Annotated in this window: 20 protein-coding genes and 1 tRNA gene; 6 read left to right on the plus strand and 15 right to left on the minus strand. The window is 67.3% G+C overall.

All coding sequences use genetic code 11. The annotated features are described in order from the left end of the window. Nucleotides 1–57: 57 nt before the first annotated feature. The 6 genes from AC3A6G_RS04605 to yaaA form a co-directional block, all read right to left on the minus strand. On the minus strand, nucleotides 58–1212 hold the full coding sequence (locus AC3A6G_RS04605; RefSeq protein WP_487858454.1) for a mandelate racemase/muconate lactonizing enzyme family protein: 1155 nt from the start codon (nucleotides 1210–1212) through the stop codon (nucleotides 58–60). 113 nt (nucleotides 1213–1325) lie between these two features. Continuing rightward, entirely contained in the window at nucleotides 1326–2213 is an 888-nt protein-coding gene (locus AC3A6G_RS04610) for a LysR family transcriptional regulator (protein ID WP_487873172.1), read from the minus strand. Nucleotides 2214–2244: 31 nt separating this feature from the next. Next, the gene (queF, locus tag AC3A6G_RS04615; RefSeq protein WP_487858456.1) at nucleotides 2245–3132 is read right to left on the minus strand and encodes an NADPH-dependent 7-cyano-7-deazaguanine reductase QueF; all 888 of its coding nucleotides are present in this window, start codon (nucleotides 3130–3132) and stop codon (nucleotides 2245–2247) included. Continuing rightward, entirely contained in the window at nucleotides 3129–4028 is a 900-nt protein-coding gene (locus tag AC3A6G_RS04620; RefSeq protein WP_487865831.1) for an alpha/beta fold hydrolase, read from the minus strand. Before AC3A6G_RS04620 ends, queF begins: the two co-directional genes overlap by 4 nt. Nucleotides 4029–4032: 4 nt before the next feature. Continuing rightward, nucleotides 4033–4875: a 2OG-Fe(II) oxygenase gene (locus AC3A6G_RS04625; RefSeq protein WP_487865830.1), complete on the minus strand. Its 843-nt coding sequence runs from the start codon at nucleotides 4873–4875 to the stop codon at nucleotides 4033–4035. A 1-nt stretch (nucleotide 4876) separates the two neighbouring features. Continuing rightward, the gene (gene yaaA, locus AC3A6G_RS04630; RefSeq protein WP_487865829.1) at nucleotides 4877–5659 is read right to left on the minus strand and encodes a peroxide stress protein YaaA; all 783 of its coding nucleotides are present in this window, start codon (nucleotides 5657–5659) and stop codon (nucleotides 4877–4879) included. 104 nt (nucleotides 5660–5763) lie between these two features. Here yaaA and AC3A6G_RS04635 point away from each other — a divergent pair, with 104 nt between their 5' ends. Together AC3A6G_RS04635 and galU are read left to right on the plus strand one after the other, a co-directional pair. Then, nucleotides 5764–8661: a valine--tRNA ligase gene (locus tag AC3A6G_RS04635; protein ID WP_487865828.1), complete on the plus strand. Its 2898-nt coding sequence runs from the start codon at nucleotides 5764–5766 to the stop codon at nucleotides 8659–8661. Between the two features lie 107 nt (nucleotides 8662–8768). Continuing rightward, on the plus strand, nucleotides 8769–9659 hold the full coding sequence (galU, locus tag AC3A6G_RS04640; RefSeq protein WP_487858461.1) for a UTP--glucose-1-phosphate uridylyltransferase GalU: 891 nt from the start codon (nucleotides 8769–8771) through the stop codon (nucleotides 9657–9659). 39 nt (nucleotides 9660–9698) lie between these two features. On the opposite strand, the gene AC3A6G_RS04645 is transcribed toward galU, so the two are convergent. From AC3A6G_RS04645 to cysM, 3 genes are read right to left on the minus strand one after another with little or no spacing between them, the layout of a single operon-like run. Beyond that, nucleotides 9699–9926 (minus strand): sulfurtransferase TusA family protein, encoded by a 228-nt coding sequence (locus AC3A6G_RS04645; protein WP_487858462.1) that lies wholly within the window; start codon nucleotides 9924–9926, stop codon nucleotides 9699–9701. Further along, nucleotides 9916–10497, minus strand: coding sequence for an NUDIX hydrolase (locus tag AC3A6G_RS04650; protein ID WP_487858463.1), 582 nt, complete (start codon nucleotides 10495–10497; stop codon nucleotides 9916–9918). The genes AC3A6G_RS04645 and AC3A6G_RS04650 overlap by 11 nt, the downstream gene beginning before the upstream one ends. A 5-nt stretch (nucleotides 10498–10502) precedes the next feature. After that, complete coding sequence (gene cysM, locus AC3A6G_RS04655; protein ID WP_487873173.1) at nucleotides 10503–11405, minus strand: cysteine synthase CysM; 903 nt, start codon at nucleotides 11403–11405, stop codon at nucleotides 10503–10505. 41 nt (nucleotides 11406–11446) lie between these two features. Here cysM and AC3A6G_RS04660 point away from each other — a divergent pair. Both AC3A6G_RS04660 and AC3A6G_RS04665 read left to right on the plus strand, forming a co-directional pair. Then, nucleotides 11447–11531, plus strand: a tRNA-Leu gene (locus AC3A6G_RS04660). 27 nt (nucleotides 11532–11558) lie between these two features. Beyond that, entirely contained in the window at nucleotides 11559–12104 is a 546-nt protein-coding gene (locus AC3A6G_RS04665; RefSeq protein ID WP_487873174.1) for a DUF1579 family protein, read from the plus strand. On the opposite strand, the gene AC3A6G_RS04670 is transcribed toward AC3A6G_RS04665, so the two are convergent. Next, nucleotides 12025–12969, minus strand: a complete 945-nt coding sequence (locus AC3A6G_RS04670) for an NAD-dependent epimerase/dehydratase family protein (protein ID WP_487873175.1) — start codon at nucleotides 12967–12969, stop codon at nucleotides 12025–12027. The two genes, AC3A6G_RS04665 and AC3A6G_RS04670, sit on opposite strands and share 80 nt — an antisense overlap. A 56-nt stretch (nucleotides 12970–13025) precedes the next feature. On the opposite strand from AC3A6G_RS04670, the gene AC3A6G_RS04675 reads away from it, so the two are divergent. Together AC3A6G_RS04675 and AC3A6G_RS04680 are read left to right on the plus strand one after the other, a co-directional pair. Continuing rightward, the gene (locus AC3A6G_RS04675) at nucleotides 13026–14090 is read left to right on the plus strand and encodes a CDP-6-deoxy-delta-3,4-glucoseen reductase (RefSeq protein ID WP_487873176.1); all 1065 of its coding nucleotides are present in this window, start codon (nucleotides 13026–13028) and stop codon (nucleotides 14088–14090) included. Between the two features lie 62 nt (nucleotides 14091–14152). Next, nucleotides 14153–15127, plus strand: a complete 975-nt coding sequence (locus tag AC3A6G_RS04680) for a Bug family tripartite tricarboxylate transporter substrate binding protein (protein ID WP_487858468.1) — start codon at nucleotides 14153–14155, stop codon at nucleotides 15125–15127. Between the two features lie 52 nt (nucleotides 15128–15179). Here the strand turns inward: AC3A6G_RS04680 and AC3A6G_RS04685 are convergent, their stop codons facing one another. From AC3A6G_RS04685 to AC3A6G_RS04705, 5 genes are all read right to left on the minus strand, one after another. After that, the gene (locus tag AC3A6G_RS04685; protein ID WP_487873259.1) at nucleotides 15180–15956 is read right to left on the minus strand and encodes an ABC transporter ATP-binding protein; all 777 of its coding nucleotides are present in this window, start codon (nucleotides 15954–15956) and stop codon (nucleotides 15180–15182) included. A gap of 19 nt (nucleotides 15957–15975) precedes the next feature. Then, nucleotides 15976–16749, minus strand: a complete 774-nt coding sequence (locus AC3A6G_RS04690; RefSeq protein ID WP_487858469.1) for an ABC transporter ATP-binding protein — start codon at nucleotides 16747–16749, stop codon at nucleotides 15976–15978. Nucleotides 16750–16765: 16 nt separating this feature from the next. Further along, a complete protein-coding gene (locus tag AC3A6G_RS04695) occupies nucleotides 16766–17974 on the minus strand; it encodes a branched-chain amino acid ABC transporter permease (protein WP_487858470.1) in 1209 nt (402 codons plus the stop codon). Nucleotides 17975–17987: 13 nt separating this feature from the next. Next, the gene (locus tag AC3A6G_RS04700; protein ID WP_487858471.1) at nucleotides 17988–18917 is read right to left on the minus strand and encodes a branched-chain amino acid ABC transporter permease; all 930 of its coding nucleotides are present in this window, start codon (nucleotides 18915–18917) and stop codon (nucleotides 17988–17990) included. Between the two features lie 241 nt (nucleotides 18918–19158). Further along, a complete protein-coding gene (locus AC3A6G_RS04705) occupies nucleotides 19159–20451 on the minus strand; it encodes a replication-associated recombination protein A (protein ID WP_487873177.1) in 1293 nt (430 codons plus the stop codon). Between the last annotated feature and the right edge of the window lie 31 nt (nucleotides 20452–20482).

Genomic DNA, 20482 nt, shown 5'->3' on the forward strand with positions numbered 1-20482 from the left:
GCCGGGTGCGCCCCCCAGTGGGGGGAAGCGCCGAAGGCGCAACGGGGGGCGTCCTTCCTATGCCTTGCCCTTGCCGCCGGAGGTGGGCAGCTTGGCGAGTTCGCGCACGCGGTCGGCATTGGGCGAGAAGCCGAGCCCCGGTGCCTCGGGCAGCGTCAGCCAGCCGTTTTCGGGCACCGGGAGGCCGTCGAAGATCTGCTTGAGCATCTCCACCGCCACATAGTGGTATTCGACCAGCCCGCCGTTCGACACGCCCGCATGCAGGTGCATGTTGTGGAACGGCCAGGCGCCGCCGTTGTCGATCGGCACGTTGAAGGCCGCGGCCATGCCGGCGATCTTCAGGCACTGCGAATAGCCACCCGAGATCGTCACATTGGGCTGCAGCACGTCGGCGGCCTGGTTCACCAGCAGGTCGCGGAAGCGGAAGGCCAGGCCCTCGTTCTGGCCGCAGGCAAGCGGAATGCGCGTGCGGCTGCGCAGCGTCGCCATCTGGCGCACGTCGTTCTGCGTCAGCGGCTCCTCGAAGAAGCTGATGCCGTAGGGCTCGATGCGCTGCGCGAGTTCGCTCGCATGGAACAGGTCGAGGCCGCAGTTGGCGTCGACGTAGAGCTTCACGTCGGGGCCGACGGCCTCGCGCACGGCGGCGACGCGGCGCACGTCCTCGGCGATCACCTCGTCGAGCGGGCGCGGCTCGTCGCGGCGCGCGAGCGCGTGGTTGCCGACGGTCATCTTCAGGCGCTGGAAGCCCTGCGACACCCACAGCTTCGCGGCGGCGGCAAGCTGGTCGCGCTCGAAGAAGCCGAAGCCGAAGGTGGCATACACCGGCACCTTGGCGCGCGCGCCGCCGAACAGGCGCCACAGCGGCTGGCCGAGCGCCTTGCCCTTCAGGTCCCACAGTGCGATGTCGAGCGCGGCGATGGTGTGGCTCGCATAGCCGGTCTGCCCGCGCGGCGAGAGCAGCCAGTAGAGCTTCTCCCAGAGCCGCTCGGTGGCCATCGGGTCTTCGCCGATGAGCGCCGGGCCGGCCACGTCGCGCACGGCGGCGGCAATGATCTCTTCCTCGGTAATGGCGGTCATGCCGTGGCCGACGAGGCCGGTGTCGGTCTCGATCTCGGTGAGGCACAGCGACAGCGATGTCTGCTTGTTGAGGCCGACCACGTCGATGGTGACGGGAATGTTCAGTGGCGTGGCGCTGACGCGAACGATCTTCAAGTGCATGTCTCCTTTGGTTTGCACGCATCTTTGCGCGGCGGCCGCGGGAGAACAATTCTTTTTTGGCGAGCGCGAGCCTTCGTGCGGCGCGAAGGCTCGGCGTCGGCGCGGCGTCAGTCGGGCCGGCCGAGGTGGTCGAGCACCGAGCGCGCGGCCACGGTCAGCTCGTTCAGCCGGCGCACGCACAGCAGGTGCCGGCGCGCGGCCCAGGGCGCATCGAGCTTGAGGCAGCGCAGCTTGAGGATCTGCAGCTGCGGGAGGATCGCCGCATAGGGCAGCAGGCCGATGCCGACGCCCTGCTCGACCATGCGGCAGACCATGTCGAAGCTGCCCACCTGCATGCGCACCTTGAGCGGCACCTGCGCCTCGAGCGCGGCGGCCACCATCACCCGGTGCAGCGCCGTGCCTTCGCGCACCACGATATGGTCGTGGCGCAGCATTTCGTCCACGCCGATGCGCCGGCGCCGCGCGAGCGGGTGATCGTGTGCGACCACCACCGCCAACTCATCGCTGCGGTAGGGCAGGCACTCCAGGCCTTCGGCGGGCGTCTGGCCCTCGATCACGCCGATGTCGGCCAGGCCGGCCTGCACGGCCTTCACTACCTCGGTGCTCGCACGCTCCTGCAGGTCAATCTTGAGCACCGGGTGCAGCCGCAGGAACGAGCCGATCTGCGCCGGCAGGAACTGCGCAATGGCCGATGCGTTGGCGGTGATGCTGACCACGCCCGCCACGCCGTTCTGGAAGTCGTCGAGCTCGGCGCCGAGCCGGTCGAGCGCCGACAGCACGGCGCGCGCATGCAGCAAGAGGCCGTGGCCGGCCGAAGTGAGCGTGACGCCGCGCGCATGCCGCACCAGGAGCGGCAGCTTCGCGCGCGCCTCGAGGTCGGAAATGCGCTTGCTCGCGGCGGCGAGCGCGATATGGCAGCGCTTGGCACCTTCGCTGATGCTGCCGTGGTCGGCCACGGCGGCGAAGAGGCGCAGCGACTTGAGGTCGGCGGACAAGGCGAGCGGGCTCTCGGGATGCGCGCGGGGTTTACTGCCGCGCGGTGCGCACGTTCGCCGGCAATGCCTGCGGCGAGCTGGTGCGGAATGGGTTGATGTCGAGCCCGCCGCGGCGCGTGTAGCGCGCGTACACCGCGAGCTTGTTCGGCCCGCAGCGCTTCCAGATGTCGGTGAACATGCGCTCGACGCAGGGCTCGTGGAACTCGTTGTGGTTGCGAAAGCTCACGATGTACGCGAGCAGCCCGGCCTGGTCGATGGCGGGGCCGCTGTAGCGGATCTGCACACTGCCCCAGTCGGGCTGGCCGGTGACGAGACAGTTGCTCTTGAGCAGCCGGCTCGTGAGCGTCTCGTTCACGGGCGGCTGGCTGGTGTCGCTCGACAGCAGCTCGGGCGCGGGCTGGTAGTGGGTGCACTCGATGTCGAGGCGGTCGAGGTCGAGCCCGTCGAGCTCGTGCACCGGCTCGCGGTCGAACATGTCGGGCGCGAGCAGCTTCACGCCGATGCCCGCGGCCTGGCCGCTGCCGCGCCAGAGCGCTTCGGACAGATCGGCACGCAGCCGGTCGCGCACCGCCTCGAGGTTGGCGAACGGGCTGCTGTTGAAGCTGTTCAGGTAGAGCTTGAACGATTTGCTCTCAATGATGTTGGGCGTCTCGCAGGGAATGGTGAAGTGCGCGATGGCGAGCTGCGGCTTGCCGCGCAGGTTGAGCCAACTGACCTCGAACGCGGTCCAGAGGTCGGCGCCGAAGAACGGCAGCGCACCGGCCTGGATGCCCATGGCTTCGCGCTGGGTGGCCCGCGGAATCGGGAACAGCAGCGTGGGGTCGTACTTGTCGGCGTAGTCCGAGGCGCGGCCGAGCTGCGACTGCTCGGGCGTGTTGGGGCCGGAACCGGCGTTGGGGGGGATGTTGTCGAGGCTCATGGTGTGGGGTGCTCCAGCGCCGCATTCAGGAACGGCGCGATATGGTTGACGAGGATGGCGCACACCTCGGGCGGCAGGTCGTGGCCCATGCCGGGAATGCCGATGAACCGGGAACCCGGGATGCGCTTGGCGGTGTCCACGCCGCAGGCGGTCGGCACCAGCGCATCGGACTCGCCGTGCAGCACCAGCGTGGGGCACTTGATGCGCGCAAGCAGCTGAGGCCGGCCGGTATCGGCACCGATCGCGAGCATCTGCCGGAAGATGCCGGACGGCCGGTAGGCGCGCCGCATGCTGAAGGTGAGGCGCTCGGAAAGCGCCTCGGTGCTCTGCGGATAGGTCGGGCTCTGGATGAGCTTGAGCAGCCGGACGCTGTGCGCAACGAGGTCGGCCTCGCCGCCGCCGAGCGGACGCCTGAGAAGCATGGCCGCGACGTCGCTGCGCGGCCCCGGCAGGCCGCGCGCGCCGCTGGAGCTCATGATGCTCACGAGGCGGGTCACGCGCTCGGGCCACTCGGCCGCAAGGTGCTGGGCGATCATGCCGCCCATCGAGGCGCCGACGACATGCGCCTGCGGGATGCCGAGTGCATCGAGCACGCCGAGCGAATCGCGCGCCATGTCCTGCAGTGTGTAGGCCGAGCGCACCTGCAGGCCGAGGCGGTGGCGGATGGTTTCCCACACCACGTTGCCGGTGCCGGCATGGTCGAAGCCCTCGCTCAGGCCGGCATCGCGGTTGTCGTGGCGCACCACGCGAAAGCCCGCATCGACGAGCCCCTGCACGAACTCGTTCGGCCAGCCGATGAGCTGCATGCCCAGGCCCATGATGAGCAGCACCACGGGGCGGCCCTCGCCGCCGGTGTCGTCGACCTCGATCTGCAGGCCATTGGCGCGAACTTTCATGCGCCTACCGAAATTCGCGCTCGCGCAGCCACTTGGTCGCGACCCATTTCTCGCCCGCGAGAACCGGGGCGCCGCCATGCAGCGTGCGCGTGCCGGGGTCGGGCGCGTCGTAGCTGAAGAACACGCCGGTGCCGCGCACGGGCGCCACTTCGAGGCCCACGTCGGGGAAGGTGGTGGCGCCGCCCTGCTCGGGCTCCTGCAGGTACATGACGAGCGTGGCGACGCGCTGGCCGCCGCGCTTGAGGATGGTGGGCGTGCCGGGCTCGTCGGGGTCGAAGTAGTCGAAATGCGGGCGGTACTGGGCGCCGGGCGCATAGCGCAGGATCTGCAGGCCCTCGCCGAATTCGAGCGGCCAGCGCAGCAGCCGGGCAATGCGCGCTTCGAGGCGCGCGACGCATTCGTTCTCGCCGCGCTCGAAGAACATGCCCTCGCTGGTGCGGTCGATGTTCAGCACTTCGCCGCCGGTGCGCGTCTCGACCGTGAGCGAGCGCGCGAGTCGCACCCGCGCCGCGGCGATCAGGGTCTCGCACTCCTCGGGCGACACGAGGTTGCCGAAGACCACGACGCGCGGATGCTGCAGTGTCTGCAGCACCTGCACGCGGCGGTCTCCCGCGTCGATGTAGAGCGGCGCGCCCTCGAGGTCGGGGCCGGGCATTTCGGTGCGCCGGGGCGGCTGCACGGCTTCGAGCGAGGGAAAGCCCGTCTCGAGCTGCGCGAGTGCGAGGTCGGTGGCCGCGTCCTGCCACCCGGCCTCGCGCATCGACGCGCGCAGCGCAGGCACCGAGTGCCCTGCCGCAAGCTGCGACACCAGCCATTCCTTCAGCTCGGGACTGATCGCCTGTGACATCTCAAGTCTTCCTCCTGAAAACGAGCCGCTCGGCACGGGATGCCTGCGCGTCGAAACCATAACCCTCGAGGTCGAATTTTTCCAGCGCCCGCGGCGTAGCGGCCTTGTGCAGCACGGCCCAGCGCGCGAGCAGCCCGCGTGCGCGCTTGGCATGGAAGCTCACGATCTTGTAGCGGTCGGTCTTCCATTCCTCGAACACGCATTCGACCACGCGCGCCTTGAGCGCCTTCAGGTCGACCGAGCGGAAGTACTCCTGCGACGCCACATTGACCACCACCGGGGTGCGGTCCGCCACAAGGCGCTCGTTCAGAAGCTCCGCGATGCGCGTACCCCAGAAGGCATACAGGTCCTTGCCGTGCCGGTTGGCAAGCGGCGTGCCCATTTCGAGGCGGTAGGGCTGCAGCAGGTCGAGCGGGCGCAGCACGCCGTACAGGCCGCTGAGGATGCAGACGTGCGCCTGCGCCCAGGCCAGCTGCGCGGCAGTGAACGAACGCGCATCGAGGCCGCCATAGACGTCGCCGTCGAAGGCGAAGGCCGCCTGGCGCGCGTTCTTCGGCGTGCTCTTGCCGGCCCAGGCCTGGTAGCGCGCCACGTTCAGGGCCGAGAGCTTGTCGGACAGGTGCATCAGTTCGGAGATCTGCTGCGGCGACTTCTCGCGCAACAGCCGGATCAGCTCGGCAGAGGGGCCGCGCGGGGCCTCGAAATGGGGAATGGTGGCGGGGATCTCGGCGGGAACGGGGGTGTCGTAGTCGAGCGACTTCGCAGGGGAGAGCAGGAACAGCATGCCGGAATTATCAGTGGCGACCGCGACATGAAGGCCGCCGGTAAAATCGCCGGCAATCCCACCCTGTCACCAGCGGCACCCGAGGGTGCCGTTTTGCATTTGCCATGAGCGAACCCATCTCCCCCATTGCCCAGCCCGGCCTCGAGAGCCTGTCCAAATCCTTCGAACCCGCCGCCATCGAGGCGCACTGGGGCCCGGAGTGGGAGCAGCGCGGCTACGCCCGTGCCGGCTTCCGCGGCACGCAGCAGTCCAAGGACGGTGCCGAGTCGTTCGCGATCCAGCTGCCGCCGCCCAACGTGACGGGCACGCTGCACATGGGCCATGCCTTCAACCAGACCGTGATGGACAGCCTGACGCGCTACCACCGCATGAAGGGCGACAACACGCTCTGGGTGCCGGGCACCGACCATGCCGGCATCGCGACGCAGATCGTGGTGGAGCGCCAGCTGCAGGAACAGAAGATCAGCCGCCACGACATGGGCCCGACGCCGGCCGAGGCGCGCAAAAACTTCGTCGCCAAGGTCTGGGAGTGGAAGGAAAAGAGCGGCAACACCATCACCCGCCAGATGCGCCGGATGGGCGACACGGTCGACTGGAGCCGCGAGTACTTCACGATGGACGACGACCTCTCGAAGGTGGTCACGCAGACCTTCGTCGCGCTCCATGAAGAAGGCCTGATCTACCGCGGCAAGCGCCTGGGCAACTGGGACCCGGTGCTCAAGACCTCGGTCAGCGACCTCGAAGTCGAAAGCGAAGAGGAAGACGGCTTCCTCTGGCACATCGCCTACCCGCTCGAAGACGGCAGCGGCACGCTGACCGTGGCGACCACCCGGCCCGAGACCATGCTCGGCGACACGGCCGTGATGGTGCACCCGGAAGACGAGCGCTACCGGCACCTGATCGGCCAGCGCGTGCGGCTGCCGCTGGTGGGGCGGCTCATTCCGGTCATTGCCGACGACTACGTCGACAAGGAATTCGGCACCGGCGTGGTCAAGGTCACGCCCGCGCACGACTACAACGACTACGCCGTCGGCCAGCGCCACGAGCTCGAGGTGATCGGCATCCTCACGCTCGACGCCACCATCAACGAGAACGCGCCCGAGAAGTACCGCGGCATGGACCGCTTCGTGGCGCGCAAGGCCGTGGTGGCCGATCTCGAGGCGCTCGGGCTCATGGTCGAGATCAAGAAGCACCGGCTCATGGTGCCGCGCTGCACGCGTTCGGGTGCGGTGGTCGAGCCCATGCTCACCGACCAGTGGTACGTGGCGATGATGCGGCCCGGCGCCGACGGCCAGTCGATCGCGCAGAAGGCCATCGACGTGGTGAAGTCGGGCGAAGTGCGCTTCGTGCCCGAGAACTGGGTCAACACCTACAACCACTGGATGGAGAACATCCAGGACTGGACCATTTCGCGCCAGCTCTGGTGGGGCCATCAGATTCCGGCCTGGTACGACGAGGACGGCAATGTGTACGTGGCGCACGACGAGGCCGAGGCGCAGGCCAAGGCGCCGGGCAAGCAACTCCGCCGCGACGAGGACGTGCTCGACACCTGGTATTCGTCGGCGATGGTGCCCTTCTCGTCGCTCGGCTGGCCCGAGAAGACGCCGGAGCTCGACCTGTACCTGCCTTCGAGCGTGCTGGTCACGGGCTACGACATCATCTTCTTCTGGGTCGCCCGGATGATCATGATGACGAAGCACTTCACGGGCAGGGTGCCGTTCCGCGACGTGTACATGCATGGCCTGGTGCGCGACGCGCAGGGCAAGAAGATGAGCAAGTCCGAGGGCAACGTGCTCGACCCGGTCGACCTGATCGACGGCATCGCGCTGCCCGAGCTGCTCGACAAGCGCACGCAGGGCCTGCGCCGCCCCGAGACCGCACCGGCGGTCCGCAAGAACACGCAGAAGGAGTTTCCCGACGGCATTCCGGCCTTCGGCGCCGACGCGCTGCGCTTCACCTTTGCCTCGCTCGCCTCGCTCGGGCGCAACATCAACTTCGACAGCAAGCGCTGCGAGGGCTACCGCAACTTCTGCAACAAGCTCTGGAACGCGACGCGCTTCGTGCTGATGAATTGCGAAGGCCAGGACTGCGGCCTGCGCGAGCACACGAAGGAAGAATGCGCCGTCGGCGGACCGGCGCACGGCTACCTGAAGTTCAGCCGCGCCGACTTCTGGATCGTGTCGCAGCTGCAGCGCGTCGAGGCCGAAGTGGCCAAGGGCTTCGAGGAATACCGGCTCGACAACGTCGCCAACGCGATCTACCAGTTCGCCTGGGACGAGTTCTGCGACTGGTACCTCGAGATCGCGAAGGTGCAGATCCAGACCGGCGACGATGCGCAGAAGCGCGCCACGCGCCGCACGCTGATCCGCACGCTCGAGGCGCTGCTGCGGCTCGCGCATCCGATCATTCCGTTCATCACCGAGGAACTCTGGCAGAAGGTGGCGCCGGTGGCCGGGCGCGAAGGCGAATCGATCATGGTGGCGGCCTATCCGCAGAGCCAGCCCGCGAAGATCGACGAGGCCGCCGAGGCGCACGTGGCGCGGCTCAAGGCGCTGGTGGACGCCTGCCGCACGCTGCGCGGCGAGATGAACGTGTCGCCCGCCACGCGCCTGCCGCTCTACGCGGTGGCCGACGATGCCGAGGGCGCGGCGTTCCTGCGCGATGCGGCGCCAGTGCTGCAGGCGCTCGCCAAGCTCAAGGAAGTGAAGGTCTTCGACGACGAGGACTCGTGGGCCGCGGCCGCCGAGGCTGCGCCCGTGGCGGTGGTGGGCACGGCGCGGCTGTGCCTGCACATGGAGATCGACAAGGCCGCCGAGAAGCTGCGCATCGGCAAGGAGATCGCGCGCGTCGAGGGCGAGGTCCAGAAAGTGAACGGCAAGCTCGGCAACGAGGCCTTCGTGGCGAAGGCGCCGGCCGCGGTGATCGACCAGGAGCGCAAGCGGCTGGCCGATTTCAGCGCCACATTGGAGCGTTTGCGCGACCAACTTGTGCGCCTCGGCTGACACATGTCAATTCGGGCAGGGTTTAGCATAAGAAGGCGGCATTTAGATGCCGCTTTTCGACCGTAAACCTTCTTCTTCAACCGAACGAACAAACGCCCGAACTGTCCATGCCCACACCCTCGACACGCATCCGCAAGGCCGTATTCCCCGTTGCCGGGTTCGGCACCCGCTTCCTGCCCGCCACCAAGGCGCAGCCAAAGGAAATGCTGCCGGTTGTCGACAAGCCACTCATCCAGTACGCGGTTGAGGAAGCCTACGCAGCGGGCATTCGCGACATGATTTTCGTAACTGGCCGAAACAAACGTGCCATCGAAGACCACTACGACACGGCCTACGAACTGGAGAGCCAGCTAGAAGCCAGCGGCAAGACCGCGCTGCTCGACATCGCGCGCTCGGTGATGCCCGACGACATGACCTGCTCCTACGTGCGCCAGCCTCGCATGCTGGGCCTCGGCCATGCGGTGCTCTGCGCCGAGCACCTGGTGGGCAACGAGCCCTTCGCCGTGCTGCTGGCCGACGACCTGATGGTCGGCCCGTCGGGTGGCGAGCCGGTGCTGGCGCAGATGACGGCCGCCTTCGAAAAGCTCGGCGCTTCGCTGCTCGCCGTGCAGGAAGTGCCGCTGGAACACGTCAAGCGCTACGGCATCGTGGCCGGCCAATCGATCGGCGACGACCTCGTGAAGGTCGACCGCATGGTCGAGAAGCCCAAGCCCGAGGACGCGCCGTCGCGCCTTGGCGTGGCGGGGCGCTACATCCTCACGCCCGGTGTGTTCGACGAAATACGCAACCAGCCCAAGGGCGCGGGCGGCGAGATCCAGCTCACCGACGGCATCGCCGCGCTGATGAAGAAGGAAGCGGTCTACGCCTATGCCTACAAGGGCACGCGCTACGACTGCGGCAGCAAGGAAGGCTTCCTGCAGGCCTCGGTGGAACTGGCACTCGCGCACCCCGAGGTCGGCGGCCAGTTCCGCGAATACCTCAAGAGCCTCGAGCTCTGAAACGGAAAGGGGCCCCGCGGGGCCCCTTCTCTTTGGCGGTCAGCGCCGCTTCAGCACGTGGATGAAGTCGCTGCCGACCGTCTGCTGCTCGACCAGCTCGTTGCCGGTCTGCCGCGCAAAGGCCTGGAAGTCGCGCAGGGAACCTGGGTCGGTCGACACGACCTTGAGCAACTGGCCGCTCGCCATGTCGTTGAGCGACTTCTTGGCCTTGAGGATGGGCAGCGGGCAGTTCAGGCCCCGCGTGTCGAGTTCGCGATCAATCTGCATGGGTCTTGGGCTCCTCGGGCGGCAGGACGAGGCCGCGCCGCCGCTCTTCGTTCTCGGCCGCGGTAAAAAACACCGGCTCGTGCCCGCGCGTGCGCAGCCAGTCGGCCAGCGCGTAGCCGGTGCCTGCAGGCCAGCACTTGAGCGCCGGCAGGTCGTAGAGGCGGTAGTCCACGAGTTCGGGCGAGAGCTTCACCTCGCCGTCGGCCACCACGTGGTAGGCAATGATGATCTGGTTCATGCGCTGGAAGTCATAGGCGCCCACGAGCTTCGTCGCACTGACGTCGAGGTTGGTTTCTTCCTTGACCTCGCGCGAGATGCCTTCTTCAGGCGTCTCGCCGGCTTCCATGAAGCCCGTGATCAGCGCATACATCTTCGCGGGCCAGGCGGCGTTGCGAGCCAGCAGCACCTGGCCGCGGTACTCGACGATGGCCGCGAGCACCGGCGTCGGGTTGTTCCAGTGCGTGTGGCCGCACGACGGGCAGCGCAGCCGCTCCTTCGGGCCGCCGTCTTCCATCAGCGCGATCCATTCGAGCGGGGTGGCGCAGGCCTGGCAGAACTTGGGGTGGACCATCGGGTTCAGGCCGGGAACACGCCGGTGGACAGATAGCGGTCGCCGCGGTCGCACACCACGAAGACGATGGTGGCGTTCTCGACGGTCTTGGCCACCTCGAGCGCCACCCATAGCGCGCCTGCCGCGGAGATGCCGCCGAAGATGCCCTCCTCGCGCGCGAGGCGCCGGCACAACTCTTCGGCGTTGTCCTGGCTCACGCTGATTTCCTCGTCGACCCGGCTCGCGTCGTAGATCTTGGGCAGGTATTCGGTCGGCCACTTGCGGATGCCCGGAATGCGCGACCCCTCGGCCGGCTGCGCGCCGACGATGCGCACCGCGGGGTTCTTTTCCTTCAGGAAACGGGAGACGCCGGTGATGGTGCCCGTGGTGCCCATTGCGCTCACGAAATGGGTGACCTTGCCCTGGGTGTCGGCCCAGATCTCGGGGCCTGTGGTCTCGTAGTGGATGCGCGGGTTGTCGGGGTTGGCGAACTGGTCGAGCACCCGGCCCTTGCCCTGCGCGACCATCTGCTCGGCGAGGTCGCGCGCGTATTCCATGCCACCGCTCTTGGGCGTGAGCAGCAGCTCGGCGCCGAACGCCTTCATGGTCTGGGCGCGCTCGACGGAGAGGTCTTCCGGCATGATCAGCACCATGCGATAGCCCTTGATGGCCGCGGCCATGGCCAGCGCGATGCCCGTGTTGCCCGACGTGGCCTCGATCAGCGTGTCGCCGGGCTTGATCTCGCCGCGCTCCTCGGCGCGCTTGATCATCGAGAGGGCCGGACGGTCCTTGACCGACCCTGCGGGGTTGTTGCCTTCGAGCTTGGCGAGAATCACATTGCCGCGCCTGGCGTTCTCGGCCGCGTCGATGCGCTGCAATGCCACCAACGGCGTCTTGCCGATGGCGTCTTCGATCGTCGGATAGTTCATGGCAGGCACTGTGCCATAATTTTGGGCTTCCTTCCGGATGTGCCCGGGTGGTGAAATTGGTAGACGCAGGGGACTCAAAATCCCCCACCGAAAGGTGTGCCGGTTCGATTCCGGCCCCGGGCACCAACCAAGCGAGGTTCCGTGAGCAAGGAAATGTTCGAACGTTCCGCTGCCCCCGGCGGCGTGCACCACCGTCTCGCTGCGATGGTCGGCGAGTGGGAAGGCCGTTTCCGGTTGTGGTACGAGCCCGAAAAGCTGGCCGAGGAATCGGTGCAGCGCGGGCGTATCCGGCTGGTCGGCCGCGGCAGGTTCCTGTTGCACGAATACGAGGGCCATTGCAGTGGCGCGCCTTTCGAGGGCGTCGCACTGTGGGCCTACCATCTCGACGACAACGCCTTCGAGTGCGCCTGGGGCGAAAGCTTCGGCACCGGCACATCGATCATGTTCAGCACCGGCCGTTTCGACCACGGAAGGTTCGGCGCGCTGGGCAGCTACGGCGAGCGCCCTGGAGGCCCGCGCTGGGGCTGGCGCACCGAGCTGTCGCAGCCCGACCCAGCGCACCTGAACATCCGCATGTTCAACATCACGCCCGCGGGAGACGAAGCGCTTGCCGTGGAGGTCAACTACACCCGGACGCCCGTGCAATCAGCCCGGTATGCACCGTCGGATGCGCAAGCCGCACCCGCAGCTCGCGCTTGAGCCGCGTGTTGTCGAGCCGGCGCGATTCCCCCATGAAGCTCAAGAGCTGCACCGGCAGCTGTCGCTCGGCCTCGTCGCGCGCCACGCGCGGCGGGCGCGGCAGGCCGTAGAGATCGGCCGCGAGGTCGATGTAGTCGCCCATGCGCAGCTCGGTGTCGTCGGCGGTGTGCACCACGCGCTGCGGCCGGCCACGATAGAGCGCCGCCACACAGGCGCGCGCCAGGTCGTCGGCGTGGATGTGGCTCGTGTAGACGTCATCCTCGCGCCGCAACACGGGCGTGCCGCGTTCGAGCCGCTGGCGCGGCGTGCCGCCCACGCGGTCGGGCGCATAGATGCCGGGAATGCGCAGGATGCTCGCGCGCACGCCCGCACTGCGGCCGAGCCATCGCACGGCGCGTTCGGCGTCCACGCGACGGTGGGCGCGCGGCGTGTCGGGCTGCACGGCGCGCGTCTCGCTCACGCGGGCGCCGCCGCAGTCGCCATACACGCCGCTGGTAGAGCCGTAAACGAGGGCCCCCGGCGCCATGCGCAGCCGTAGCGCACGCACGAGCGCGGTGGTCCGCAGGTCGCGCCACCAGGCCGCGCCGCCGTCGCGCGCGGGCGGGGCTAGGTGCAGCACGCGGGTGGCGATGCCGGCCAGGCGGCGCAGGCTCGCCGGGTCGTCGAGGTTGCCCTGCAGCGGTCGAATGCCCGCGGCACGCAGCGCGGGCACCCGGTCGGCCGATGAAGTGAGCGCTACCAGCTGCAGGCGGCCAGCAAGGCGGCCCGCCACGCGCTGGCCCACGTCGCCGCAACCGACGATCAGCAGGCGCTCACGCCGGAAGCGCGCCGGCAGCGCGCCGGAAGGGCTATTGATTGAAGGCAAAATCCGGGTTCCTTTCCCTTTTTCAGACCCAGGCTGAAAGAAGCCGAAGAATACCGATGACTGTTGCAGCGCCGCACGATGCGGGCTTTTCCATCACCGTCGAGCCTAGTGGGCGTCACTTCGTGGTGCATGGCGACGAAACCATTCTCGCTGCGGGCATCCGCCAGGGCATCGGCCTGCCGTATGGCTGCAAGGACGGCGCCTGCGGCTCGTGCAAGTGCCGCAAGCTCTCGGGCGAGGTCGAGCTCGGTCCGCACCAGAGCAAGGCGCTGAGCGCCGAGGAGCAGCTTGCGGGTTACGTGCTGACCTGCTGCGCCCATCCGAAGAGCGACGTGGTGCTCGAGTCGCGCCAGGTCACGGAAGCCGGCGCGCTGCCGATCCGCAAGATGCCGGTGCGGGTGCTCGCGCTCACGCGGCTGTCGCACGACGTGATGAAGCTCCGCCTGCAATTGCCGGCTGGCGAGCCGCTGCAGTTCCATGCCGGCCAGTACGTCGAGTTCATCCTGCGCGACGGCGTGCGCCGCAGCTATTCGATGGCGAATGCGCCGCACACGCTGGCCGAACCCGGCACGGGGATCGAGCTGCACCTGCGGCACCTGCCGGGCGGCAAGTTCACCGACCACGTGTTCAATACGATGAAGGAGAAGGAGATCCTTCGCATCGAAGGCCCCTACGGCAGCTTCTTCCTGCGCGAGGACTCCGACAAGCCGATCGTGCTGCTGGCCTCCGGCACGGGCTTCGCGCCGATCAAGGCGCTGCTCGAGCACATGAAGTTCAAGCGCATCGAGCGGCCCGCCACGCTGTATTGGGGCGGCCGCAGGCCCGAGGACCTCTACATGGACGACTGGATGCGCGCGCAGATGGCCGAGATGCCGAACCTGCGCTACGTGCCCGTGGTGTCCAATGCGACCCCCGACGACAACTGGACCGGCCGCACCGGCTTCGTCCACCGCGCGGTGCTCGAAGATTTCTCCGACCTGTCGGGCCACCAGGTGTATGCCTGCGGCGCACCGATCGTGGTCGAATCGGCCAAGCACGACTACGTCGGGATGGCCGGCCTCCCCGAGGACGAGTTCTTCGCCGACGCGTTCACCACCGAAGCCGACAAGGCCCTGCCCTGAGCGTCTTCGGCTTGCCCTGCCCTGGTCTGCCGGGGAATTCGAATCATCCGAAACGAGAAAAAATGAAGACGAGACACTTCCTCCTTGCGCTGTGCGCAACCGCCACGCTCCTTGCCGCCGGCCAGTCCACGGCGCAACAGCAGCGCCCCATCCGCCTCGTGGTGCCCTATGCACCGGGCGGCCCGATCGACATCACGGCGCGCGTGCTCGCCGAGCGCGTGAAGGACAGCCTGGGCACGGTCATCATCGACAACAAGCCGGGTGCAGGCGGCAACATCGGCGCCGACGCGGTGGCCAAGGCGGCGCCCGACGGGCTCACGATCGGCATCGCCGCCACGGCCACGCATGCGGTCAACCCGTGGCTCTACAGCAAGATGCCGTTCAATGCGGCGACCGATTTCGCACCGGTCACGCAGATGGTGCGGGTGCCGAACGTGCTGGTGATGAATGCCGACACCGCCAAGCGCCTGAACATCAATTCCGTGGCCGACCTGATCCGCTACGCCAAGGCCAACCCTGCCAAGCTCAACTACGGCAGCGGCGGCAACGGCAGCGCCGGTCACCTCGCGGGCGAGCTGTTCAAGAAGCAGGCCGGCATCTTCGCGCTGCACATCCCTTACAACGGCGGCAATCCGGCGCAGCTGGCGCTGCTCTCGGGACAGGTCGATTTCAACTTCGACAACCTCGCGACGGCGGCACCGAACATCCGCTCGGGCAAGCTCAAGGCCATCGCTGTCACGAGCCTGCAGCGCAGCAGCGCGATGCCCGATGTGCCGCCGGTGTCGGACACGCTCAAGGGCTTCTCGATCGACACCTGGTGGGGCCTGGTCGCACCGGCCGGCACGCCGCAGGATGTGCTCGCCAAGCTCAACCAGGCATTCGTGGCCGCGCTCAATTCGCCCGAGACGAAAACCCGCTTCGCCTCGCTGCTGGCCGAACCGGTCGCCAACACGCCCGAGCAGTTCGGGGCGTTCATGAAGAGCGAACTCTCGAAATACGAAGGCGTCGTGAAGGCAACCGGCGCAAAGGTGGACTGACGCCCCAAAGAAAACGGCCGCCCGGAGGCGGCCGCCTGGCGCTGGAACCGGTCTATTCGCCCAGGTACGCGGCGCGCACGCGCGGGTCGCGCAGCAGCGCCTTGGCATCACCGTCCATGGTGATGAGCCCCGACTCCATCACGTAGCCTCGGTCGGCCAGTTGCAGCGCGCGATTGGCGTTCTGCTCGACCAGCAGGATGGTCACGCCCTGCGCCGAGACGGTCTGCACCACCTCGAAGATCTTGTCGCACATGATCGGCGACAGGCCCATGGTGGGCTCGTCGAGCAGCAGCACCTTGGGCCTGGCCATGAGCGCGCGGCCCATGGCGAGCATCTGCTGCTCGCCGCCCGACATGGTGCCCGCGAGCTGGTCCTTGCGCTCGCGCAGGCGCGGAAAGGTGACGAACACGCGCTCCATGTCGGCGGCGATCTCGGCCTTGTCGTTGCGGATGTAGGCGCCGATCTGGAGGTTCTCGGTGATCGTCATGCGCGTGAAGACGCCGCGGCCTTCGGGCACCATCACCAGGCCCTCGCCGACGAGGTCCCATGCGCCACGCCCCTTGATGCTGCGGCCCAGGAACTCGATGTCGCCGGCGCCCGCGGGCAACGTGCCCGTGATGGCCTTCATGGTCGTGGTCTTGCCGGCGCCGTTCGAGCCGATCAGCGAGACCAGCTCGCCCTCGCGGACTTCGAAATCGACTCCCTTCACGGCCTGGATGCCGCCGTAGCCCACGCGCAGGCCCGAGACCTTCAGCAGGGTCTTGCCCGCCGCCTTGGCTTGCGCCGCGGCGCTCGTGGTCGAGGGCGTGGTGGTCGTGGCGTCGCTCATGCTTGCAGTCGTGCTCATGTCAGTGGGCTCCCGTCCCGAGGTAGGCCTCGATGACCTTTTCGTTCTTCTGCACTTCGTAGGGCGTGCCTTCGGCGATCTGCTTTCCGTAGTCGAGCACGGTGACGCGGTCGCACAGGCCCATGATGAGCTTCACGTCGTGTTCGATGATCAGGATGGTCCGGTCGTCCTTGCGGATGCGGTCGATCAGCTCGCGCAGCAGCACCTTCTCGGTCGAGTTCATGCCGGCGGCCGGTTCGTCGAGCGCGATGAGCTGCGGATCGGTGGCCAGCGCACGTGCAATTTCCAGCCGGCGCTGGTCGCCGTACGACAGCGTACGCGCCTTGTAGTCGGCGAACTTGCCGATGCCGACATAGTCAAGCAGCTGCTGCGCGCGTTCGGCGATGGCCTTTTCCTCGGCCTTGAACGAGCGGGTGCGCAGCATGGCGCCGAACACACCCGAATGGGTGCGGATATGGCGCCCGACCATCACGTTCTCGATCGCCGTCATCTCGGCGAACAGGCGGATGTTCTGGAAGGTGCGCGCAATGCCGGCCTTGGCGACCTCGTGCACCGCCGTGGGCTGGTAGGGCTTGCCGGCCAGCTCGAAGCTGCCGCTGTCGGGCGTGTAGAGCCCGGTGATCACGTTGAAGAAGGTCGTCTTGCCGGCGCCATTGGGACCGATCAGGCCGTAGACCTGGCCGCGCTTGATCGTGATGCCCACGTCCGAAAGCGCCTGCAGGCCGCCGAAGCGCTTGGAGATGCCGCGGACTTCGAGGATGGTGTCTGTCGTCATGTCTTTTTCTCCTTGGTCAGGGATTGATCGACATGGGACGCGAAGCATCGCCAGGCAGTTCGTCGGCTGGCGTGTCGATGCCGGGCGCATGCGTCTGCAGCGAGCCGGGGGCCACTGTGGCGTGCGCCGGATCGACCGGCACGCCGCCCTTCTTCTTCAGCGTCTTGCCGTGCTCGGGCGAGGGCCACAAGCCGCGCGGCCGCACGAGCATGATGCCGATCATCGCGAGCGCGATGAACAGCTGGCGCAGGATGGAGGCATCGAGCCGCCCGTCGGTCATCGTCTGCAGCGGACCGGCCACGTAGCGCAGCACCTCGGGCAGTGCCGCCAGCAGCACCGCGCCGAGGATCACGCCCGGCAGGTGGCCGATGCCGCCCAGCACCACCATGGCGACGATCATCACCGACTCCATGAGGCTGAACGATTCGGGGGAAACGAAGCTCTGGAACGACGCGAACATCGCGCCCGACACGCCACCGAAGCTCGCGCCCATGCCGAAGGCCAGCAGTTTCATGTTGCGGGTGTTGATGCCCATGGCCTTGGCCGCGATCTCGTCCTCGCGGATGGCCATCCAGGCGCGCCCGATGCGCGACACCTGCAACCGATGCGAAATGATCACGGTGGCGACGACCAGGGCCAGGAACAAGTAGTAGTACAGCGTGACCGACGAGATCGTGAAGCCCTCGAACTTCAACGACTTGCCGAGGTCGAGCCCCCAGAACTTGATCGAGTCGATCGAGGTGATGCCCTTCGGGCCGTTGGTGATGTTGACCGGGTGGTCCAGGTTGTTCAGGAACACCCGGATGATCTCGCCGAAACCCAGTGTCACGATGGCAAGGTAGTCGCCGCGCAGCTTCAGCGTGGGCGCACCGAGCAGCACCCCGAGCACGCCGGCCACGAGCAGCGCCAGGGGTATCACGATGAGCAGCGAGGTGTGCAGCCCGTTCGGGAACATGGCCTTGAACCACGGGAAGGTGTCGGACAGGTGGCTCGAGCCCATCAGCGCGAAGAGGTACGCGCCGACCGCAAAAAAGGCGACGTAGCCAAGGTCGAGCAGGCCGGCATAGCCCACCACGATGTTCAGGCCCAGCGCGAGCAGCACGTAGAGCAACGCGATGTCGGCGATGCGCACCCAGGCATTGCCCTGGGTTTGCAGGAGGATCGGCAGTGCGAGCACCGCGACGACGCCCAGGATGTAGAGCGCGAGGTTTTTGCTGTTCTTCATGGTGTGCTGCTCCTCAGGCCCGGTCCGCCACGCGCTCGCCGAGCAGCCCCGAGGGTCGCAGCGTGAGCATGACGATCAACACGATGAAGGCGAAGATGTCGCTGTAGTGGCTGCCGAGCACACCGCCAGTCAGCGTACCGATATAGCCCGAGCCGATGGCTTCGATCAGCCCCAGCAGGATGCCGCCGACGACCGCGCCGGCCAGGTTGCCGATGCCTCCGAACACCGCCGCCGTGAAGGCCTTGAGGCCGGGCAGGAAGCCCATCGAATGCTGTGCAATGCCGTAGTTGGACGCATACATGACGCCCGCGATGGCCGCGAGCACCGCGCCGATGATGAAGGTGGCCGAGATGACCATGTCGGGCCGGATGCCCATGAGCGCCGCGACGCGCGGGTTCTCGGCCGTGGCGCGCATCGCGCGGCCGAGCTTGGTGTAGTTGACGAGCCACATCAGCACCACGAGCGAGAAGGCCGTGACACTGAGGATCATGACCTGCGTGGGCGAGATCACCGCGCCGCCCACATGGATGGGGTCGGTCGACAGCAGGTTGGGATAGGCCTTGTTGGTGGGCTTCCAGATGATCATGGCCAACGTCTGCAGCAGGATCGACATGCCGATGGCGGTGATCAGCGGCGCGAGCTTGGGACTGTTGCGAAGCGGTCGGTAGGCGACCTTCTCGATCACGAAATTCAGCGTGGCGGCCACCACGCAGGCGATGACCAGCGCGATGATCAGGACGAGCCAGCCGGGCGCGCCGGGCATCGATTCCTGCATCAGGCCGATGATGGTCCAGCTGGTGAGCGCGCCCACCATCAGCACCTCGCCGTGCGCAAAGTTGATCAGGTTGATGATGCCGTACACCATGGTGTAGCCCAAGGCTATCAAGGCATACATGCTGCCGAGGACCAGACCGTTGATGATCTGCTGCAGCAATATTTCCATAACGCGTTCCCTTTTGGTTGCATCCGCTTGCGGACGCTATTCACCCACCTTGGCTCCGGTTGGGCGCCTTGGCTTGATAAGCAAAAAACCAGCCAGCATGTGCCGCTGGCTGATTTGTGGGCGGGATTGTAAGCATCCACCAGCTTCGTTCTGGTGCACGCCGTACGGGGTTTACCCGCTCACGCCATGCTATATGCGTGTGAAGTCATGCATGGCGCGGCGCGCCGTTGACGAACGCGTATCAGCCTTCGCGCCCGGCGTTGCGCCGGCGCAGTTCGCGCAGCTTTTCTGCGATACGGATCTCGAGGCCGCGCTCGACGGGCTGGTAGAAGACCTGGCCCTCGAGGCCGTCGGGCAGGTAGCGCTCGCCGGCGGCGAAACCACCCTCCTCGTCATGCGCATAGCGGTAGCCCTTGCCATAGTCGAGCTCTTTCATGAGCTTGGTCGGCGCATTGCGCAGGTGCATCGGCACCGGGCGCGTGCTGTCTTTCTTGACCAGCGCGCGCACCGCGTTGTACGCGCTGTAGACCGCGTTCGACTTGGGCGCGATCGCCAGATAGACCACGCATTCGGCCAGCGCGAGTTCGCCCTCCGGCGTGCCGAGCCGCTCGTAGACCTCGGCCGCGTCGAGCGCCAGCCGGAGCGCGCGCGGGTCGGCCAGGCCTATGTCTTCGCTCGCCATGCGGATCAGCCGCCGCGCCATGTAGCGCGGATCGGCGCCGCCGTCGAGCATGCGCACGAACCAGTAGAGCGAGGCATCGGGATCGCTGCCGCGCACCGACTTGTGCAGCGCGCTGATGGTGTCGTAGAACTGCTCGCCGCCCTTGTCGTAACGCCGCATGCGCTCGCCGAGCACGCGCAACAGCCATTCGTCGTTGATCTGGACCAGTTTCTCGGCGCGCGCCGCTACAGCCAGCGTCTCGAGCGTGTTGAGCAGGCGCCGCGCATCGCCGTCGGCGTAGGCGATCAGCCGGTCGACTGCGGCGTCTTCGATCGCAGGCACCGCCCCGATCGCCTGTGCCTTGCCCACGATCTGCTTGAGGTCGGCCTCCGTCAGCGGCTGCAGCACGTACACCGCGGCGCGCGAAAGCAGTGCCGAGTTGACTTCGAAGGACGGGTTCTCGGTGGTGGCGCCGATGAAGGTGAAAAGGCCCGACTCCACATGCGGCAGGAAGGCGTCTTGCTGGCTCTTGTTGAAGCGGTGCACCTCGTCGACGAAGACGATGGTGCGCCGCTGCTCGAGACCGTCGCGCACCGCCGTGGCGCGATCGACAGCCTCGCGGATGTCCTTGACGCCGCCGAGCACGGCACTGATGCTGAGGAACTGCGCATCGAAGGCGTCGGCCATGAGCCGCGCGATCGTCGTCTTGCCGGTGCCGGGCGGCCCCCAGAGGATGCACGAGTGCGGCTGGCCCGATTCGAACGCAATGCGCAGCGACATGCCTGGGCCGAGCAGGTGCTGCTGGCCGATCACTTCGCCGAGCGTCTTCGGACGCAGGCGCTCGGCGAGGGGTTGGTGCGACGAGGTGGCCAAACCTGCTTGCTGGATCGGTGGGTTGCGCTTC

It is taken from the genome of Variovorax sp. Soil_C_26, from assembly GCF_057657075.1.

What these genes read in the sequence shown, in the direction of transcription:
- AC3A6G_RS04675 (WP_487873176.1), top strand. Translation starts at nt 13,026, where the DNA reads ATGACTGTTGCAGCGCCGCACGATGCGGGCTTTTCCATCACCGTCGAG.
- AC3A6G_RS04685 (WP_487873259.1), bottom strand. Translation starts at nt 15,956, where the DNA reads ATGAGCGACGCCACGACCACCACGCCCTCGACCACGAGCGCCGCGGCG.
- AC3A6G_RS04690 (WP_487858469.1), bottom strand. Translation starts at nt 16,749, where the DNA reads ATGACGACAGACACCATCCTCGAAGTCCGCGGCATCTCCAAGCGCTTC.
- AC3A6G_RS04650 (WP_487858463.1), bottom strand. Translation starts at nt 10,497, where the DNA reads ATGGTCCACCCCAAGTTCTGCCAGGCCTGCGCCACCCCGCTCGAATGG.
- AC3A6G_RS04625 (WP_487865830.1), bottom strand. Translation starts at nt 4,875, where the DNA reads ATGTCACAGGCGATCAGTCCCGAGCTGAAGGAATGGCTGGTGTCGCAG.
- AC3A6G_RS04680 (WP_487858468.1), top strand. Translation starts at nt 14,153, where the DNA reads ATGAAGACGAGACACTTCCTCCTTGCGCTGTGCGCAACCGCCACGCTC.
- AC3A6G_RS04620 (WP_487865831.1), bottom strand. Translation starts at nt 4,028, where the DNA reads ATGAAAGTTCGCGCCAATGGCCTGCAGATCGAGGTCGACGACACCGGC.
- AC3A6G_RS04635 (WP_487865828.1), top strand. Translation starts at nt 5,764, where the DNA reads ATGAGCGAACCCATCTCCCCCATTGCCCAGCCCGGCCTCGAGAGCCTG.
- AC3A6G_RS04700 (WP_487858471.1), bottom strand. Translation starts at nt 18,917, where the DNA reads ATGGAAATATTGCTGCAGCAGATCATCAACGGTCTGGTCCTCGGCAGC.
- AC3A6G_RS04645 (WP_487858462.1), bottom strand. Translation starts at nt 9,926, where the DNA reads ATGCAGATTGATCGCGAACTCGACACGCGGGGCCTGAACTGCCCGCTG.
- galU (WP_487858461.1), top strand. Translation starts at nt 8,769, where the DNA reads ATGCCCACACCCTCGACACGCATCCGCAAGGCCGTATTCCCCGTTGCC.
- AC3A6G_RS04695 (WP_487858470.1), bottom strand. Translation starts at nt 17,974, where the DNA reads ATGAAGAACAGCAAAAACCTCGCGCTCTACATCCTGGGCGTCGTCGCG.
- queF (WP_487858456.1), bottom strand. Translation starts at nt 3,132, where the DNA reads ATGAGCCTCGACAACATCCCCCCCAACGCCGGTTCCGGCCCCAACACG.
- yaaA (WP_487865829.1), bottom strand. Translation starts at nt 5,659, where the DNA reads ATGCTGTTCCTGCTCTCCCCTGCGAAGTCGCTCGACTACGACACCCCC.
- cysM (WP_487873173.1), bottom strand. Translation starts at nt 11,405, where the DNA reads ATGAACTATCCGACGATCGAAGACGCCATCGGCAAGACGCCGTTGGTG.
- AC3A6G_RS04665 (WP_487873174.1), top strand. Translation starts at nt 11,559, where the DNA reads ATGTTCGAACGTTCCGCTGCCCCCGGCGGCGTGCACCACCGTCTCGCT.